This is a genomic window from Faecalicatena fissicatena, from assembly GCF_016900595.1.
Classification (GTDB): domain Bacteria; phylum Bacillota; class Clostridia; order Lachnospirales; family Lachnospiraceae; genus Claveliimonas; species Claveliimonas intestinigallinarum.
In genome coordinates this window covers 178,548-196,001 of sequence record NZ_JACLYY010000004.1, presented here as the reverse complement: position 1 = coordinate 196,001, position 17,454 = coordinate 178,548, and the positions used below count along the sequence as shown (strand labels likewise).

The following is a 17,454-nucleotide window of genomic DNA, read 5'->3' as shown; positions in this document are numbered from 1 at the left end:
TCACTGCTCCTTTCCTTCATACACGTCCAGCGCCTCCCGGATCTCCTCCAGCTCTCTGTCTACTTCTTTTTCCCGCAGAAGGGCTCCCGGCGTCCCCGCCTTCTCCAGGCGTAGGAGGATCTCCTCCCGGATACGGCGCTCCCGCAGAAGATAATCCCGCAGTACCGGGTGCCGGCGGGCAAGGAGATCTCTGCCGTAGAGAAGCTCCACCCTGGACCAGGGCCGTGTCTCCGGCCATCCTTCCTCTGCGTGAACCGCCTTCATCATGGGATAGTACTTCCCGTCCTCCTCCACCATCTCCTCCCGGATGACTGTATAGTCATGGCTCTCCAGATAGGCCCGAACCCGCTCGATCCCGGACTGGGGCTGGAGGATAAATTCCTTCACAGAAGCGGTAACGGAAGGGCTTGCCTCCAGAATATGTATCACCAGTCCTCCGCCCATGCCCGCTGCGATGATTGTATGCACCTCTCCGGGCTTTAATGCGGAAAATCCGTCCGACAGCCGCAGCTCGATCCTGTCTGACAGCCCCTCCGCCAGGATATGCTTCCTGGCCCTCTCAAGGGGCCCCTCATTGACATCCATGGCGATCAGCCTTACAGAGGGATCTCTTTTGGCCAGCCAGATAGGAATATATCCGTGATCCGTGCCAATATCCGCGACAGAGGCGCCCTCTGTCACAAGACCTGCCACGGCAGATAGTCTCTTTGATAGTTCCATAGGCGCCTCTTTCTTAATCCAGATAATCTCTCAGTTTTCTGCTGCGGCTGGGATGCCGGAGCTTCCGGAGCGCCTTCGCCTCGATCTGGCGGATACGCTCTCTTGTTACGTCGAACTCCTTGCCCACTTCTTCCAGAGTGCGGGCACGGCCGTCGTTCATGCCAAAGCGCAGGCGGAGCACCTTCTGCTCCCTGTCTGTCAGGGTGTCCAGCACTTCGTCCAGCTGCTCCTTGAGGAGGGTAGCCGCAGCCGCCTCCGCGGGAACCGGCACATTGTCGTCCTGGATGAAGTCGCCCAGGTGGCTGTCCTCCTCCTCACCGATGGGAGTCTCCAGGGACACCGGCTCCTGGGAGATCTTCAGGATCTCACGGACTCTGTCCACAGGCATGTCCAGCTCCTCCGCAATCTCCTCCGGGGTGGGCTCACGTCCCAGCTCCTGGAGAAGCTGTCTGGAGACGCGGATCAGCTTGTTGATGGTCTCCACCATATGCACGGGGATACGGATAGTCCTGGCCTGGTCTGCGATAGCCCGGGTGATGGCCTGCCGGATCCACCATGTGGCGTAGGTACTAAACTTAAATCCCTTCTCGTAATCAAATTTCTCCACCGCCTTGATAAGGCCTAGGTTTCCCTCCTGGATCAGATCCAGGAAGAGCATGCCTCTGCCCACATAGCGCTTGGCAATGCTCACAACAAGACGCAGGTTGGCCTCTGCCAGACGTTTCTTGGCGTCCTCGTCGCCCTCCGCCATCCTCTTGGCCAGCTCCACTTCCTCCTCAGCGGACAGAAGGGGCACCTTTCCAATCTCCTTCAGGTACATGCGCACCGGATCCTCGATGCTGACGCCGTCGGGGACAGACAGGTCGATCTTCTCCATGTCCACCTCGTCCTCGTCTGTCAGCATGAGATCCGCGTCGTCCGGGCCCTCGTCGTCATCATCCATCCGGAGCACATCGATGTTGTTCGCCTCCAGATATTCAAAGACCTTGTCCATCTGGTCGGAGTTCAGCTCCATGTCAGCAAAGAAATCGTTGATCTCTGTGATCTCCAGCACATTTTTCTTCTTTCTGGCAAGGGCCTTCAGGTCATTCAGCTTCTCCGTAAATTTTACCATGTTCTCGTCCATGCAGTGTCCATCCTCTCATTGCTTGTTTATATTTTATCCCTAATTAATAGAAATATGCAGTTTGTCCGGGGCCTGCAGCGCCCGCTTTTCCTCCATCAGCCTCTGGAGTCCGGCAATGTCTGTGGGGGCCAGCCGCCGGGCCGCCTCCTCTATGCTGTTCTCCTTCACACGGAGGATCGTCTCCCGGAGCGCCTTCTCCTGCTCCTTGACAGTGGGAAGCTCGCGGATCCTCGTGTTGAAGAGCTCCGCCACCCGCCGGTGTTCCTCCTCGTCTGTAAAGAAGTTGATGATCCGGGCCGGATTGACATCCCCCACCTCATACTGTTCGTACAGCTTCTCCGCCACAGTGCGCAGCAGATCCTCTGTAAAGTCGGCAGGGGAGATATATTTTTTGATCTGGCGGAAGATGTCCTCCCCTTCCAGCATCCAGGTGAGGAGGATCTTCTGGGATTTCAGGTGTCGGTCCTCCTTCTCCTTTTCCCGGTCGCCGCTTGTCCTGGGGCGGGCGGCTGGCTTTGCCAGTCCTCCCTCCACCGCCATGCGGGTCACCAGTTTGCGCAGATCCTGGCTGCTGACCGAGTAGGCCTTCGCCACAGCGTCTATGTAGTTTCCCCTCTCGATCTCCTCGTCAAAGGTGTTCAGCCGCCGGGCCGCCTCCTTCAGGAACTCAGTCTTTCCCTCCGGGCTTGCCATGTCGTAGTCCTTCTCCAGCATTTCCAGGTCAAACATAAAGCTGTTCCTGGCGCCCCGGATCCTCTCCTCAAAGGCCTCCGCACCCAGGTTCTTGATAAATTCATCCGGGTCCTTGTAGGGATCCATCCGGATCACCCTGGCGGTGATGCCCGCGGCCCGCAGGATCGGCGCGGCCCGCAGGGCTGCCTTCGTCCCCGCCTCATCGCTGTCGTAGGTGAGGTAGACCTCCTTCACATACCGCTTGATAAGGGAGGCGTGCCCCGACGTCAGGGCCGTCCCCAGGGAGGCCACCGCGTTGGTAAATCCCGCCTGATGCAGGGAGATCACATCCATATACCCCTCGCACAGGAGAAAATAGGGCTTCCTTGAAGTCCGGGCCCTGTGCAGGCCGTACAGATTGCGGCTCTTGTCAAAGACAACTGTCTCCGGAGAATTCAGATACTTGGGCTTGGCGTCGCCCATCACCCGGCCCCCAAAGCCGATAACACGGCTGTTGGCATCCATGATGGGAAACATGACCCTGTTCCAGAATTTATCATAGGGGCCATGCTTCTCGTCGATGGAGATGAGCCCCGCCTGGGACAGGATTTCGTCACTGTATCCCTTTGTCTTCAGGTACCGGTACAGGTCATCGCTGTACTTGTTGGCATAGCCCAGGCCGAAAGCCAGGATCGTCTCATCGCTGAGCTCTCTGTTTTTCAGATAGTCGTAGGCCGTCTTTCCCTGAGGGGCCTTGAGCTGGGCGTAAAAATATTTGGCCGCCAGCTTATTGATCTCCAGGATCCTGGCCCGCAGGTCCGCCTTCTGCTTTGCCGCCTTGGAGTACTCCTCCTCCGGAAGCTGGACCCCTGCCCGCTCCGCGAGGAACTTCAGTGCCTCCACAAAAGAATAGTTCTCGTACTCCATCAGGAAGGTAAACACGTTGCCTCCCGCCCCGCAGCCGAAGCAATAGTACATCTGCTTATCGCGGCTCACTGAAAAAGAAGGAGATTTTTCGTTATGGAAAGGGCAGAGGCCAAAATAGGAGCTGCCCTTCTTCTGTAATTTTATGTAGCTTGATATCACATCCACAATGTCATTTCTCGATCTGACTTCCTCGATCACTTCGTCCGGATAATACATCAGCTGTCGTCATCCTCTTCTCTGCTTTTTTTATGGCTTTAAAATTGCCTACATTTATAATATTCGACAAAACTTCTTCATTTCCTTTAATTTTTCCATGATTCCGGGATAAAAAATTCCTGAAACTTTTTCACCGCGTAGGAGTCTGTCATGCCTGCTATGTAATCGCACACCACCCTCTCCTTCGTGTCCCTGCCCTCATCGATCATATCCAGATACTGACGGGGGATAAACTCCATATGATCCAGACACCAGCCATACAAGCTCTGGATCATGCCGATGGCCTTTGTCTCCTCCCCCTTTGCCACCGGGTTCTGGTACACATTCTCAAAGAGGAACCTGCGCAGTCCCATGGTGGCTGTCCGGATGTGTTCCGACATGATGATCTCCGGCCGGTCCATACTGTGGGTCACCACATCGTGGATCATGGTGTTCAGCCGCATCCGGGTAGTGTGCCCCAGCACGTCCGTGAATTCCGGGGGCAGATCCTCTTCCGTCAGGATACCGCCCCGGATGGCATCGTCGATATCATGGTTGATGTAGGCGATCTTGTCTGAGAGACGGACAATCTGCCCCTCCAGCGTGTGGGGCCTGCCGCTGGACTTGTGGTTCCGGATACCATCCACCACCTCCCAGGTGAGATTGAGCCCTCTGCCCTGCTTCTCCAGGATCTCCACCACCCGGACGCTCTGCTCATTGTGCCGGAACCCTTCCGGGCACACCTGGTCAAGAGCCCTCTCACCGGCGTGGCCGAAGGGGGTGTGCCCCAGGTCGTGGCCCAGGGCAATGGCCTCCACCAGATCCTCGTTGAGACGGAGGGCCTTGGCAATGGTCCTGGCGTTCTGGGACACCTCCAGGGTGTGGGTCAGCCTGGTACGGTAGTGATCACCCTTGGGCAGAAGAAACACCTGGGTCTTCTGTTTCAGTCTTCGAAAGGACTTGCAGTGGAGGATCCGATCCCTGTCTCTCTGGAATACAGGCCGGATGTCGCACTGGGGCTCCGGTCTCTTTCTCCCTCTGGATCTGCTGCTCAGGGTGGCGTAGGGACTTAAATTGGCTTCCTCCCTGGCCTCCATCTCCTCCCGGATGTTCATGCTCTCTTCCCTCCCGTCTTGATCCTCTCCTCAATGGCCTCCACCACCGTGCGCAGGACCTTCAGTCTGGCGTAGTATTTGTCGTTGCCCTCCACCACGATCCATGGTGCGTTGGCCGTGGAGGTGCGGATCAGCATCTCGTTGACAGCCACCTCATACTGATCCCACTTCTCCCGGTTCCGCCAGTCCTCCTCCGTGATCTTCCACTGCTTCTCCGGGTTTTCCTGCCTCTCCCTGAAGCGCCGTTCCTGCTCGTCCTTGTCGATCTGCATCCAGAATTTCAGCACAATCACGCCCTCCCTTGTCAGGGTCCTCTCCATGTCATTGATCTCCCGGTAGGCTCTGCGCCACTCACTCTTCGTGCAGAAGCCCTCGATCCTCTCCACCATGACGCGGCCGTACCAGGTCCTGTCAAAGATAGTGATGTGACCGGCCTTCGGCATATCCTTCCAGAACCGCCAGAGGTAGTGGTACTGCCTCTCCACCGCGTTGGGAGACGCGGTGGGGTGCACCACGTAACCCCGCGGATCCATCTTGGCTGTGAGTCGCTTGATAGCGCCTCCCTTTCCGCCCGCGTCCCAGCCCTCGAAGCCCAGGACAACCGGAATTCTCCGTCTGTACAGCTCCCCGTGGAGTTCCCGGATACGGTTCTGCAGTACCTTCAGCTCCCTCTCATACTCCTCCCGTCCGCAGGACAGACTGAGATCCACCTTGCCCAGGATCGACTCCATCAGCTCCTTCGTCTCCGCTGCGTCCGTGCCGGGCCCTTCGTCCCTGCCGGCCCTGTCGTCCGCCAGCGAGCCCTCCACCTTTTCGATCTGCCTGGCGAGCATCTCCTCCACGATGGAATAGATTTTCACAGTGGCAAATCGCCGGTCCACTGCCTCCACAATATGCCAGGGCGCCTTCTCCGTGTCCGTGCGGGCCAGCATCTCCTCGTTCATCTCCTGGTATTTGTCAAATTTCTCGTTTCTCCTCAAATCCCCTTTTGTCACCCGCCAGGCGGTGTCCCTGGAGGCAAGAAGCCTGTCAAATCTCTTCTTCTGCTCCTTTTTATCAATGGCCAGGAAAAGCTTTATGATCACCATGCCGTCCTCTGTCAGCTGATCCTCAAAGGACAGGATAGACTCATAGGCGTCCGCCAGTTCCGGCTTTTTCACCTTTTTGTCAAACCGATCCTTGAGAACCCTCGTGTACCAGCTCGTGTCATAGATGGCGATGCGTCCCTTTTCCGGCAGCTTTGTCCAGAATCGCCAGAGGAAGGGATGGAGCTTCTCCTCCTCTGTCTCACTCTTCACCGCATACACACGGAAGCCCCGCGGGTCCAGGGCCTGTATCAGCTTTCCGATCTGCAGCCCCTTACCGGCAGCTCCAAATCCCTCAAAGGCGATCATAACAGGGATATTCAGCTCCTTGCACCTGCGCTGCAGCTTGCCAAGGCTCTTCTCCAAATGCTCCATCTTCTCTTTGTACTCTTCTTTTCCCATCTTCTTCGTGAGATCCAGCTTTTCTAACATAACGCGCCTCCCTCCTATTTTTTTCAGAATATTTTCTTTTATTATACATCATTCTCCTGTATTTAACAGACAAAATGCAAAAAGATTGCAAAACAAACACAAAAAGCCCGTACAGACTCTCATCTGTATGGGCAAAATATAGCTTCAGGTGTATGTCCGGGTTTTTATTTTGATTTTGTCTCTTCCCTGTCCCCTTTCTCCGCGCTCCCCGCAAGGGCGGCATAGATCTGGTCTACGTCATAGTCCGGGGCAAACCGGCGGGCCGTCTCACAGATGAGGCTGACCCTCTCCTCCTTGTCAGTATAATACAGTTTCTTCCCTCCGTGCAACTTTTACATAAATTTTTCATCATTTCCGGGTAATCCGGCAGATATGCCCGATACGTCAGATATGAATGGGAACCGCTTTTTGAATGATGCGGTTCAAGAAATGTCCCTTCAAGCTAGAAGGTATCCTAAGTTTACATCGTATTATGGCTTTTGTCAACCTTTTCCCCTGGCTGCCTGTAAAGGCCGGAAAACCATACTATCTCACTTGAAAATGCGCCCCGCGGATATCCGCAGGGCGCATTGTTATAAATTATCTGTTGTATTTTTTCTTTCGTCCATTTTACTATAAGCGGGTTGTTTTTCAATATTTTTTCAGGCCCGCTCGTACACCTTCTCGCCGTCAATATAGGTGGCCAGTATCTTGCTCTCCCGCAGCTCCTCCGGATCCGCGAGGGAAAAGAGATCCCGGTCCGGAATGATGAAGTCCGCCAGCATCCCTTCCCGGATCCTTCCCTTGAGGTCTTCCTCTCCAGAGGCGTAAGCGCCCTCCACGGTGTAGGACCGCACCGCCTCATAGACGGACATTCGCTCCTCGGGCCGGTAGGCGGGCCGCTCCTCCCCTGTCAGACCCCGGCGGGTCACAGCCGTGTAAATGTTGGGCAGAGGCTCACAGGACTCCACCGGGCAGTCCGTGCCAAAGGATACGTGGACTCCCTTGTCCGCCAGCGTCTTCCAGGCGTAGGAGGTGTCTGCCATGTCCCCGGTCCTCTGCCTCACGATGTGCATGTCGTAATCAATGAAGATGGGCTGCACAAGAGCCATGACGTCCTGCTTCCTGAAACGATCCAGAAGCTCCCCGTCCGTGATCTGCACATGGACGACCCCATCCCGGAATGACTCTTCCGGCTTTCTGTTTTTCTTATCCCTCTCCAGAGCGTCCAGCACCATCTCGATGGTTCGATCCCCAATGGCATGAACCAGCACGGGATAGCCCAGGTCGTGGGCTGTCTTCACCAGCTCATCCAGCTGTTCCTCCGTGAAGATAGTAAGGCCGCAGGTGGAGGGATCGTCTGCGTAGGGACGGCGCAGCCCCGCTGTCCTTGCTCCCAGGGAGCCGTCGCCCAGCAGCTTGATTCCTGTCACCCGCAGATGATGGTCCCCCCCGCCGTACCGGAAGCCATCCTCGTAGTACTTTCGTATCAGCTCCGGTCTCTGGCGCAGGCTCTGCTGGCAGATGCGGATCTTCAGCTCTCCCCTCTCCAGCAGATCCCGGTAGACCGAGAAGAGCAGGTGATAATCCTCATCAGGCATAAAACCGATGTCGTCCGTGTGTATGGTGGCAAGCCCGTAGGACAGGGCCTCCTCCTGCCCCTTCAGGATAATATCCTCCAGGATCTCCCGGTTCAGGATGTGAACCTGGCTTCTGATACGGTCCAGCACCTTTTCCCGGAAGATACCCAGAGGCTCTCCCGCCTCGTCTGTGAGGGCGAATTCCCCCAGCTCCTGCACCTTCTCCTTTGTCAGCCCCAGGAGCCGCATGCCGGCAGAGCTTAAGACGCCCACATGCTCACACACCCGCAGAGCGATGACCGGCCGGTCTCCCACTGCCGCATCCAGATCCTTCGCCGTAGGGAACCGCTTCTCCCCTTTGGTGAAATAGTCCTGGTTCCAGCCTGTGGCCTCCAGCCAGGCGTTTTCATCCGTCCTGGCATCCGGTCCGCAGGATCCCCGCTGGCCGATGCTGTCGCGGAGGCACTGCTGTATCATCTCTATGCTGTCACAGCCGTTTAAGTCCACATTGATGAAATGCTTGGAAAATCCCACAAAGTGCATGTGGGAGTCCTGGAAGGCAGGGAGCACGCTCCTCCCGGAAAGATCTGTGAACGTCACACTCTCCCCCTCCGACTCCAGCCGCCGGGCGTATTCCTGCGCTTCCTCCCGGCTACCCACAAAGGTGAACACCCCGTCCCGGACAGCAAATGCCTCGGCCTTCGGCCTGTCCTCATCCATGGTTGTCACAGCCGCGTTCGTAAATATCTCTGTCATTCTTTACCGCTTCCCTTCCAAAGAGACACATTGTTCGATCAGCTTCCTAAAAATACCAAGCTGCTCCTTGTTTCCGCAGGATGCCATCATCTCCGGGTGCCACTGCACGCCCATGACAAACTGGCCCTCCTCCATGTACTCCGCAGCCTCCACGATGCCGTCAGATGCCGTGGCCGTCACTGTCAGCCTGGGGGACACATCCTTGACAGCCTGGTGGTGCCAGGAGTTGACAAACGTCCCGTCCGGAAGGAGCCCGGCAAGGACACTGTCCTCCTTGATCCGGATCCTGTGGGTACCCTGGTAGCGCTCCGTATTCTGGGTATGCTTGATGCAGTGCTCCCTCTGAGAGGGGATGTCCTGGTAAAGCGTCCCGCCAAAGCAGATATTGATGATCTGCAGGCCCTTACAGATGCCAAGTACAGGCTTTTTCTCCTCCAGAGCGGCTTTAAAGAGCTCCATATCGTAGACATCGATCTCCCGCATGGAGTATCCCTGGCCCTGGATGCCCTCCTCTCCGTAGAGAATGGGATCCACATCCGCCCCTCCTGACAGGACGATCCCGTCGCAGAGCCGGGCATGAGAACGAATCACCTCCGGATCATCGCTGACCGGCAGGAGCAGGGGGATCCCCCCTGCCCGCTCCACGCTGGAGGTGTAGTCCGTGTGTATGTACTGCCGCAGGTTCCCTGTAAAGACTCCGTCATTTTCGATGGGAGTTAAATTTCCCGATATTCCGATCACCGGCCTACGCATGTTCCTTCTCCTCCTCGCCATATTTCTTTCTAAAGTAAAGATAGAAAAAGATGCCAACTACCGGGACGATCAGTCCGGTCAGGGCAGTCACCGGATCCTCCATCAGGTTGTTCACCATCAGCCCCACAAAGAGGATGACTGTGATGACAACAGATACCGGATAGAGCCATACCTTGTAGGGCCGCTCCAGATCCGGATATTTTCTCCTGTAGACAAACACCGCTGTCACCGCCAGACAGTTGAACAGCATGCCGCAGAATACCACAAGTGAGGTGAGCTGATCCAGATTCCGCAGGCATACAAGGATGATGGAAATGATCATCTGAGAGATCAGGCTGGCTGCCGGAACGCCGTTTTTGTTCAGTGTGCCCAGCTTTTTGAAGAAGATCTTCTCAGCGGACATGGCATAGTAAATACGTGAGAAAGCCAGGACCATGCCGTTTAAGCAGTTGAACATGGCCAGCAGCATACCGATAAGAACGATGATCTTTCCGGCAACACCAAAGAGTCTCTCCGCCACTGTGGTTCCCAGATACAGGCTGCCGCTCTCGATCATGCTCTTCGCCTCGTCCAGGGGGATCACCCGCAGCAGCGAGTAGTTGAACAGGGCATAGAAAATGGCAACGCCGCCGATTCCCAGGATAATGGCAAGAGGCAGGTTTCTCTTGACGTTCTTGATCTCCTCCGCCACTGCGTTCAGGTTGGTCCAGCCCTCATAAGCCCAGAGAGAGGCCACTGTGGCAAAGGCGATCATGCCGAAGACAGAGCCCGCTGTCAGCGGTGATCCGTCCGGGGCCGAGGCCGGCACCGGATTTAAGTCCGGCGTCTGGTTGCCCAGCACAAGAGCTCCAATCATGATGATAAAAATGGGGAGCAGCTTGGCCACCATGAAAAATGTCTGCAGGTTGGACGCCCCCTTTACCCCTCTCAGGTTGAAGAGCGTCAAAAGCACGATCAACGCGATGGCGATCAGCTTAATGTGAAGCTGGGTAAGCCCGGGGATAAAGTCCACGAGAGCTGTCGGGATGGCCACCGCGATGGCTGCGATGGAGCCGGAGCTGGCCAGGATCCACTGGGTAAACCCGTACATAAATCCAAGTACCGGGTGGTAGGCCTTGCTCAGATATACAAGCTGCCCTCCCGCCTTCGGGTCAGAGGCTCCCAGCTCCGCAAAGCACAGGCCGCCCAGCAGGGACACAAGGCCGCCCAGCAGCCAGCAGATCAGGGCCAGTCCCAGACTGTAGTTAGAGCGCTGGAGCACATAGGATCCCAGGTAGAAAATACCGGAGCCGATCATAATGCCGCAGATGACGCTCATACCGCCGAACAGGCCGATCTCCTTCTTAAATTCTCCGTTTCCGGATTTTTTCTGTTTCATAATCTTTCATTCCTCCAATAACCAGAATTTGTATCGTACATGCAGACTGATCACGCAAACAGGGGGATCAGTTCCTTTTTCAGCACGTCCACCATTCCCAGATCGGACATTTTTACCTTGGGAATGACAGGAAGGGCCAGTGTTACAATTCGCAGGAGCGGATTCTCAAGCCCTGTAAGCCCCAGCTCCCTGTTAGCCTCCTTCATGGCCTGGCTGTCCTTTGCCAGCTCCGCGGCGTCTTTCAGGGAAATAAGCCCTGCCAGGGGCAGCTCAAGCACATGGAGCAGACGTCCGTCCTTGACCGCACTCATACCGCCTCCGCACTGGATCAGCGCCTTTGCCGCTGCCAATGCATTTGCCGCGCTGTCGTAGACAACGGTCAGGTTGTGGCTGTCATGGGACACTGTGGATGCCAGGGCGCCGCAGGTCGTCCCAAAGCCCTTCACAATACCTAAGCCGATGGTGTCATGGCCTTTATGCCTGTTTACCACAGCCACGAATTTGAGATCCTCTCCCTCCAGGCATACATACCCGTCCTTCACCGGCAGCTGGGCTGTGGTCAGCTCTGTGGAGGAGAGATGGATATCCGGGTACTCCATCACATTGACTGTCACCGTTCCGTTTTCCACCGGAGCCTTGATCCGGAAATCCTCCTCCGTCAGCTCTCTCACATACATGGTGTTAACCTTTTCCAGAGGATACTCTCTATCCTCGATGGGCACAGACATCTGTCCCATCTCGGCCACCAGCTTTCCGCCGAAAAATACATAGTCCGGCTTCAGCTCCCTTAAATCGCTCACAATGAGCATGTCCGCCACATATCCCGGGGCAATGGCTCCCAGGTTCTCAAGGTGGATCTCTCTTGCCGTGTTAAAGGTGGCGCTCTTGATGGCTGTCACCGGGTCCATGCCGCTTCGGATGGCCGTTCTGACCACATCGTTCATGTGGCCCACGTGCAGGATGTCATCCGCCTCCCTGTCGTCTGTACAGAGACAGAAATGGTCAAAGAACCGGACGCCTTTCACGCCCTCCCAGATCTCCTCCACATTTTTCGTGATAGAGGACTCTCTGGCGTCCACAAACATACCGCTGCGAAGCTTCTCCAGCGCCTCATAGCGCTCCCTGGACTCATGGCAGGTATTGGGGCCGCCGCAGAGGTAAGCTGACAGCATCCTTCCGGAGACAGAAGGGGCGTGTCCCTGCAGGTACAGTCCTTTTTTGTCCATCACGTCAATAATGTCCATCATCCGGTCTTCCCCGTGTATCACGGCCAGGAAATCCATCACCTCAGCCAGGCCGATAACCCGGTCCATGGAGGACAGCTCCTCGATCTGTCCGGCAAAAAATTCCGCTCCAGCATTCTCCAGTCCCGGCACCGCCGGCACGCAGCTGGGAATATCGATGAGCTGCCGCATAGGCAGGTCATCTCCCGCCTCGTGCATGTAGCGCACTCCCTCCATGCCGCACACATTAGCGATCTCGTGGGGGTCTGTGACAACTGTAGTCGTCCCGTGAGGGATCACCCCTTTGGCAAAATTCCTGGGAGTCATCATCGAGCTCTCAATGTGCTCGTGGGCGTCGATAAAGCCGGGAATCAGATACCTTCCTCCCCCGTCCACCACTTCTTTTGCCTTGTCCAGCTCCGTCCCGGGATTTTTGTATTCCACATGGGCGATCATCCCGTCATAGACAAATACATCCGCAGGATAAATTTCCCCTGTGATCACATTGACAAGCTGCACATTGGTGATGGCCAGATCGCTGTCGATCTCGCCAAGGGCTGCACGGAGCAGCTCCTTTTTATTTTTCGGTTGAATTTTCATCATATACCGCCTTTCTGCAGACTACCGGTCTGCCGCTCTTCCTTATGAGAGGAAATACAGGATCAGTGGGATGCACAGGACATAGAGAAATGGATGTACCTCCTTCCATCTGCCCGTCAGCAGCTTGATCACTCCGTGAGCGATAATGCCGGCAGAAATACCGCCTGCAATGGATCCTGTGAAGATCGTGAACATGATCATGACAAAGGGGCCAAATGCCTCTGTAAAATCAGAGAAGTCGATATTCTGGATGCCCTGGATCATGAGGAAGCCGACAAAGATGAGGGCCGGTCCTGTGGCCGCGTTGGGGATCATCAGCACAAGGGGTGACAGGAACACCATCAGAGCAAAAATGATAGCTGTGATCACACTGGCAAAGCCTGTGCGTCCGCCCGCCTCCACTCCGGCGCTGGACTCCACAAAGGTGGTCACTACCGTGTTACCTGTACATGCTCCCACGCAGGTTCCAATGGCATCCACGAGGAAGGGCTTCTGGATATTCGGCAGGTTTCCATTCTCATCCAGCATACCTGCCTTAGCTCCCACACCGAGAACCGTTCCCAGGGTGGAGAAGAAGTCTCCGCAGAAGGACACAAAGATCAGCGGGATAGCGGAGAAGGAGAGCACCTCCTTAAAGTCAAAGGCAAACATCAGATTGCCAAGCCCGTCAAAATCCGGCACCTTTGCCAGCGTCTCCGGAACCGTCGTCACTCCGAGAGGAATGCCCAGCACCGTGACCGCCACAATTCCGATGAGGATGGCCCCTGTTACCTTGCGTGCTGTCAGCACCGCGATCAGTATCAGACCGAAAATGGCCAGGTACACAGAGGGCTGTTTGAAATCACCCTGGCTGATGCCATCCACAAATGTGCCGATCCCACTGTTCTTAAATCCAAGATAGGCGATATAAAATCCAATGGCCGTGCTGATGGCAATCTTCAGGTTTTTGGGGATTGTCTTTACAATGAGATCCCGCACACCGAACACGGTGAGCAGCACAAAGATCGCTCCTGAAATCAGGATCAGTGACATGATGCCGCCGAAGGAAATAGCCCCCGCGATCAGCATAGCGCCGAACATGGCATTATTTCCCATCCCGGTGGAAAGGGCAAATGGCATATTGGCATAGAGCGCCATAAAAAGCGTGATGACAGCGCTGACAAGAGCGCAGGTGACAAGGATGGCCTCCTTGGTGATCATCACCCCGTTGGTGTCAATGACATAGTCGGCATCCCCCACCATAAGGCTCGGCTGTACGACCAGAATGTACGCCATCGTCATAAATGTAGTGATACCAGCTATTGTCTCCACTTTGAAGCTTGTTCCCCGCTCCTGAAAGCGAAAGAAGCTGCTGATTTTTTCTTTCATTAGTTACCTCCTCTTACTCTTCTTTTCTGTGATACTATATTTTATCCTCCCTGAGGGCCGCTCATACCGGCTCTGTCCGAAGGCTAAAACCATTTCTTTATCCCTTACAGGTATTCTTTACAGGCTGCTGTCTCCCTTATCATCTCCATGAGCACCTGGGCTCCTGCCCCGCAGTCCTCCGGCAGAGTGTACTCCTCCTTCCGGTGGGAGTATCCTCCCTGGGATGGCACAAAGATCATGCTGACAGGACAAAGTCCTCCAAAATTCATGCTGTCGTGGCCCGCGCCGCTCATGATCCGGCACCGGGAATAGCTGTTTCTGTCACAGATCTCCTCCATCCTCTTTTTCAGCTCTTCATCGCAGACTGTTCCGGGCAGCGACTGATCCAGCGCTCTTGTGATCCTGACATGCTCCTGTTCTTCCAGAGTCGCCTCAAAGCGCTCCATCTCTCCCATGACATCCCGTATATCCTCGTCCCGGACACTGCGGATGTCCAGGGAAAAACGAGCTTCCCCACAGATAATGTTGCAGGTCCCGGGACGCACCTCTATGCGCCCCACTGTAGCCACGCAGTCCTTCCTCGCCCTGGCCAGCTCTGTCACCCGCAGGATCCATCTGCTCATGGCCGGGACCGGATCTGACCGCCCGCTCATGGGCGTGGCTCCCGCGTGGGCGCTGCTCCCGGCAATGGTCACTGTGTACCGCTCCAGTCCCGCAATTCCCTCCACAACGCCGATCTGGCAGCCTCCCTTTTCCAGAACCTGCCCCTGCTCAATGTGAAGCTCCAGCATGGCTTTTATCCGATCCACCCTGCAGGTATCCAGTTCTTCCGGGGAAAGCCCGTAGGATCTCATAGCGTCGCGCAGGGAGACGCCGTCCCCATCTTCAGACGCCAGCCCCTCTGGCAGTACCTTCCCGCAGATAGCCTTGCTCCCGATCATGCCGTAGCCAAACCGGTTGCCCTCCTCGTCCTTAAAGCCCACCACCCACACAGGGCAGCCTGGCACATATCCGCCTTCTCTCAGCGTCTGCACTGCCTCGATAGCTCCCAGCAGTCCCAGGCACCCGTCAAATTTTCCTCCCTGCAGAACTGTATCGTAGTGAGAGCCGGTGATCACCGGCTCTCTGCTTTCAGCCGGGGCATCCGGCATCCATCTGCCGATCAGATTGCCCGCCGCGTCTGTCTCCACGGAAAGCCCCGCCTCCTCCATATAACGACGTATCAGCTCCTCCGCGGCCCGGTCCTGAGCGGTAAAGGGAAATCTGGTGACGCTCCCGTCCCCGTTTCTCCCAATCCTGCCAAGCTCCATTATGTGGTTCCACAATCTCTGTGTATTGATCTTCATAAGCCCTCTGATAGTATGATTTAATATTATTTGAATTTTACAAACTTTTTCAAAATTAGCCACATTATACCACGATTACCCTGCCTGGTAAACCTTAAAATCCTCAAATCGGTCTCTCGGATCAATCTCTCTGCTTAAAATCTTCCGCCGCATTTCGGGCAGAATGTAAAGTCTTCCTCTGTCGTATAGCCGCAGTTCGGACAGCGCTTTACCCGTCCTGACTGCCATCCTCTGGAGACCGGCTCCAGATCCTCCTGCCTGATCTCCAGCTCTTCCCCTCTTGCGATCCGCCTGCCCACCTCCGGATCCAGCCTGTACACAGTGCCGCAGCAGCTTGTCTGCACAAAGTACTGCTTGTTCCACTTAAAGCAGGGAATAAAGAACAAAGACAGGGCCGTGTATGTCATGTACACCATATATCTCCCGTATCTGCCGCACCTGCTGCAGATGACCATCTGGTTGAACTTCAGATCCTTTCGCCCACTGGTGATACCTATGATAAAAAACATGCTCTCACGTTCCTTCCTTATTATAATCAGATATAAACAAACCAGCTTTCATTATAGCGGAAAAACGCGCTTTGTACAGCTCTTTTTCCCCGTTGATGTCAAAAATGAAAAAAGGAGCTCCCGCTCTCCCCGGGAACTCCTCTCTGGAAATGAAAAAAGCCTTGAAAACTCAAGGCTTCTTACTTAATGCGGAAGATGGGACTTGAACCCACACGACACGAATGTCACAAGATCCTTAGTCTTGCTCGTCTGCCAGTTCCGACACTTCCGCATGACTGCTTTATTTCGCTGTCCGAAAAGTATAATACTACAGGCCAGCCTGAATGTCAACAGTTATTTTAAAATTTTTTCTATTTTTTATACAGTATATATATTATATACATTATATGTATTATGCGCATTTGGAAATCCTTCGAAAATTCCCGCCCCTTGTGGGCGGAAATCTCCGGATTTCACTTAAAAATCACTTCAAACACTCTGCTTTAGCGAGCGCCTTATTACGCAATGCTCTTCTTTGCAGTCTCAGCCAGGGAAGCGAAGCCTTCCTTGTCGTTTACTGCCATCTCAGCGAGCATCTTTCTGTTAATGTCAATGTTGGCAGCCTTCAGGCCGTGCATGAACTTGCTGTAGGAAAGTCCGTTCATTCTTGCAGCAGCGTTGATACGTGCGATCCAGAGCTGACGCATCTGGCGCTTGCGCTGCTTTCTTCCTGCGTATGCAGATGTGAGAGCTCTCATGACAGACTGCTTTGCAACTCTGTACTGTTTGGAGCGCGCTCCTCTGTATCCTTTCGCCAGCTTTAATGTTCTGTTATGTTTCTTCTTAGCGTTTAATCCGCCTTTAATTCTTGCCATGTCCTAATTCCTCCTTCAATCTTTTCCCAATCCTACAGATATGGTAATACTTTCTTCATATTCTTTACGTTGGTTGCGTCTGTGATTGTAGCCTGTCTGAGATTTCTTTTTCTCTTTGTAGACTTCTTGGTTAAGATATGGCTCTTATAAGCTTTGTTTCTTTTCAGCTTTCCTGTACCTGTCTTTTTGAAGCGCTTTGCAGCAGCTCTATTTGTTTTAATTTTTGGCATGATGTTTTCCTCCTTAAAGATAAATAGTATTTTTAACGTTTTTCAGTTAAAACCATGCTCATATTTCTTCCTTCGAGTTTGGCCGGCTTTTCCACAACCGCCACGTCCGCAAGCATCTGCGCCACATCGTCCAGGATGTGCTTGCTCTGCTGCACGTGAGCCATCTCTCTTCCGCGGAAACGGAGCGTAACCTTCACTTTATTTCCCTTGGTGAGGAATTTCTTTGCATTGTTCACCTTGGTGTTCAGGTCGTTGGTGTCAATATTTGGTGAAAGACGCACTTCCTTCACTTCAACCGTTTTCTGTTTTTTTCTGGCTTCCTTCTCTTTTCTTGCCAGCTCATATTTGTACTTGCCGTAGTCAATGATCTTGCATACCGGCGGCTGAGCTTTGGGAGCAATTTTGACCAGATCCAGCTGCGCCTCCTCTGCCAGCTTCATAGCTTCACGGGCAGACATAATTCCGAGCTGTTCTCCAGCCTCGCTGATCACACGTACTTCCCTGTCTCTGATCTGTTCGTTAATCATTAAATCGCTAATTGTAGTGCACCTCCATCATAAAAAAATAAGTGAATAGTCCAGACTACCCACTTAACCTATTGCACAA

16 protein-coding genes and 1 tRNA gene are annotated in these 17,454 nt (G+C 54.5%); all 17 read right to left on the bottom strand.

The genetic code is table 11. The features are described from left to right. The 17 genes from H7U36_RS05905 to infC all read right to left on the bottom strand — a co-directional run bounded on the left by H7U36_RS05905 (position 1) and on the right by infC (position 17,375). Positions 1 to 720 carry a tRNA (adenine(22)-N(1))-methyltransferase gene (locus tag H7U36_RS05905; protein WP_205155791.1) on the bottom strand — a complete coding sequence of 240 codons (720 nt, stop codon included), beginning with the start codon at positions 718 to 720 and terminating at the stop codon, positions 1 to 3. Between the two features lie 13 nt (positions 721 to 733). Next, a complete protein-coding gene (gene rpoD / locus H7U36_RS05900) occupies positions 734 to 1,846 on the bottom strand; it encodes an RNA polymerase sigma factor RpoD (protein ID WP_033125388.1) in 1,113 nt (370 codons plus the stop codon). Between the two features lie 39 nt (positions 1,847 to 1,885). Next, the gene (dnaG, locus tag H7U36_RS05895; RefSeq protein WP_138303270.1) at positions 1,886 to 3,661 is read right to left on the bottom strand and encodes a DNA primase; all 1,776 of its coding nucleotides are present in this window, start codon (positions 3,659 to 3,661) and stop codon (positions 1,886 to 1,888) included. Positions 3,662 to 3,747: 86 nt separating this feature from the next. After that, positions 3,748 to 4,755: a deoxyguanosinetriphosphate triphosphohydrolase gene (locus tag H7U36_RS05890; RefSeq protein ID WP_205155790.1), complete on the bottom strand. Its 1,008-nt coding sequence runs from the start codon at positions 4,753 to 4,755 to the stop codon at positions 3,748 to 3,750. After that, on the bottom strand, positions 4,752 to 6,272 hold the full coding sequence (locus H7U36_RS05885; RefSeq protein WP_138303269.1) for a phosphate--AMP phosphotransferase: 1,521 nt from the start codon (positions 6,270 to 6,272) through the stop codon (positions 4,752 to 4,754). Before H7U36_RS05885 ends, H7U36_RS05890 begins: the two co-directional genes overlap by 4 nt. A gap of 164 nt (positions 6,273 to 6,436) precedes the next feature. Beyond that, on the bottom strand, positions 6,437 to 6,601 hold the full coding sequence (locus tag H7U36_RS05880) for a hypothetical protein (RefSeq protein WP_191493784.1): 165 nt from the start codon (positions 6,599 to 6,601) through the stop codon (positions 6,437 to 6,439). A 312-nt stretch (positions 6,602 to 6,913) separates the two neighbouring features. Beyond that, a complete protein-coding gene (locus H7U36_RS05875) occupies positions 6,914 to 8,587 on the bottom strand; it encodes an amidohydrolase (protein WP_033125384.1) in 1,674 nt (557 codons plus the stop codon). Between the two features lie 3 nt (positions 8,588 to 8,590). After that, complete coding sequence (locus H7U36_RS05870) at positions 8,591 to 9,340, bottom strand: gamma-glutamyl-gamma-aminobutyrate hydrolase family protein (RefSeq protein WP_033125383.1); 750 nt, start codon at positions 9,338 to 9,340, stop codon at positions 8,591 to 8,593. Then, on the bottom strand, positions 9,333 to 10,718 hold the full coding sequence (locus tag H7U36_RS05865; protein ID WP_033125382.1) for an APC family permease: 1,386 nt from the start codon (positions 10,716 to 10,718) through the stop codon (positions 9,333 to 9,335). Before H7U36_RS05865 ends, H7U36_RS05870 begins: the two co-directional genes overlap by 8 nt. Before the next feature lie 50 nt (positions 10,719 to 10,768). Further along, a complete protein-coding gene (gene ade, locus H7U36_RS05860) occupies positions 10,769 to 12,544 on the bottom strand; it encodes an adenine deaminase (protein WP_033125381.1) in 1,776 nt (591 codons plus the stop codon). A 39-nt stretch (positions 12,545 to 12,583) separates the two neighbouring features. After that, entirely contained in the window at positions 12,584 to 13,909 is a 1,326-nt protein-coding gene (locus tag H7U36_RS05855) for an NCS2 family permease (RefSeq protein WP_033125380.1), read from the bottom strand. 104 nt (positions 13,910 to 14,013) lie between these two features. Beyond that, positions 14,014 to 15,255, bottom strand: a complete 1,242-nt coding sequence (locus H7U36_RS05850; protein WP_205147469.1) for a Zn-dependent hydrolase — start codon at positions 15,253 to 15,255, stop codon at positions 14,014 to 14,016. A 134-nt stretch (positions 15,256 to 15,389) separates the two neighbouring features. Continuing rightward, entirely contained in the window at positions 15,390 to 15,764 is a 375-nt protein-coding gene (locus tag H7U36_RS05845; RefSeq protein ID WP_138303395.1) for a zinc ribbon domain-containing protein, read from the bottom strand. A gap of 187 nt (positions 15,765 to 15,951) precedes the next feature. Then, a tRNA-Leu gene (locus H7U36_RS05840) sits at positions 15,952 to 16,035 on the bottom strand. 226 nt (positions 16,036 to 16,261) lie between these two features. After that, on the bottom strand, positions 16,262 to 16,618 hold the full coding sequence (gene rplT, locus H7U36_RS05835; RefSeq protein WP_033125377.1) for a 50S ribosomal protein L20: 357 nt from the start codon (positions 16,616 to 16,618) through the stop codon (positions 16,262 to 16,264). Between the two features lie 32 nt (positions 16,619 to 16,650). After that, the gene (gene rpmI / locus H7U36_RS05830) at positions 16,651 to 16,848 is read right to left on the bottom strand and encodes a 50S ribosomal protein L35 (protein ID WP_004840820.1); all 198 of its coding nucleotides are present in this window, start codon (positions 16,846 to 16,848) and stop codon (positions 16,651 to 16,653) included. A 32-nt stretch (positions 16,849 to 16,880) separates the two neighbouring features. After that, positions 16,881 to 17,375, bottom strand: a complete 495-nt coding sequence (gene infC / locus H7U36_RS05825; RefSeq protein WP_033125376.1) for a translation initiation factor IF-3 — start codon at positions 17,373 to 17,375, stop codon at positions 16,881 to 16,883. Between the last annotated feature and the right edge of the window lie 79 nt (positions 17,376 to 17,454).

Excerpts from the sequence above, each read along its gene's own strand:
- H7U36_RS05870 (WP_033125383.1), bottom strand. The coding sequence starts at position 9,340 with ATGCGTAGGCCGGTGATCGGAATATCGGGAAATTTAACTCCCATCGAA.
- rplT (WP_033125377.1), bottom strand. The coding sequence starts at position 16,618 with ATGGCAAGAATTAAAGGCGGATTAAACGCTAAGAAGAAACATAACAGA.
- H7U36_RS05865 (WP_033125382.1), bottom strand. The coding sequence starts at position 10,718 with ATGAAACAGAAAAAATCCGGAAACGGAGAATTTAAGAAGGAGATCGGC.
- H7U36_RS05885 (WP_138303269.1), bottom strand. The coding sequence starts at position 6,272 with ATGTTAGAAAAGCTGGATCTCACGAAGAAGATGGGAAAAGAAGAGTAC.
- H7U36_RS05845 (WP_138303395.1), bottom strand. The coding sequence starts at position 15,764 with ATGTTTTTTATCATAGGTATCACCAGTGGGCGAAAGGATCTGAAGTTC.
- infC (WP_033125376.1), bottom strand. The coding sequence starts at position 17,375 with ATGATTAACGAACAGATCAGAGACAGGGAAGTACGTGTGATCAGCGAG.
- H7U36_RS05850 (WP_205147469.1), bottom strand. The coding sequence starts at position 15,255 with ATGAAGATCAATACACAGAGATTGTGGAACCACATAATGGAGCTTGGC.
- dnaG (WP_138303270.1), bottom strand. The coding sequence starts at position 3,661 with ATGTATTATCCGGACGAAGTGATCGAGGAAGTCAGATCGAGAAATGAC.
- rpoD (WP_033125388.1), bottom strand. The coding sequence starts at position 1,846 with ATGGACGAGAACATGGTAAAATTTACGGAGAAGCTGAATGACCTGAAG.
- H7U36_RS05905 (WP_205155791.1), bottom strand. The coding sequence starts at position 720 with ATGGAACTATCAAAGAGACTATCTGCCGTGGCAGGTCTTGTGACAGAG.
- H7U36_RS05875 (WP_033125384.1), bottom strand. The coding sequence starts at position 8,587 with ATGACAGAGATATTTACGAACGCGGCTGTGACAACCATGGATGAGGAC.
- rpmI (WP_004840820.1), bottom strand. The coding sequence starts at position 16,848 with ATGCCAAAAATTAAAACAAATAGAGCTGCTGCAAAGCGCTTCAAAAAG.
- ade (WP_033125381.1), bottom strand. The coding sequence starts at position 12,544 with ATGATGAAAATTCAACCGAAAAATAAAAAGGAGCTGCTCCGTGCAGCC.
- H7U36_RS05890 (WP_205155790.1), bottom strand. The coding sequence starts at position 4,755 with ATGAACATCCGGGAGGAGATGGAGGCCAGGGAGGAAGCCAATTTAAGT.
- H7U36_RS05855 (WP_033125380.1), bottom strand. The coding sequence starts at position 13,909 with ATGAAAGAAAAAATCAGCAGCTTCTTTCGCTTTCAGGAGCGGGGAACA.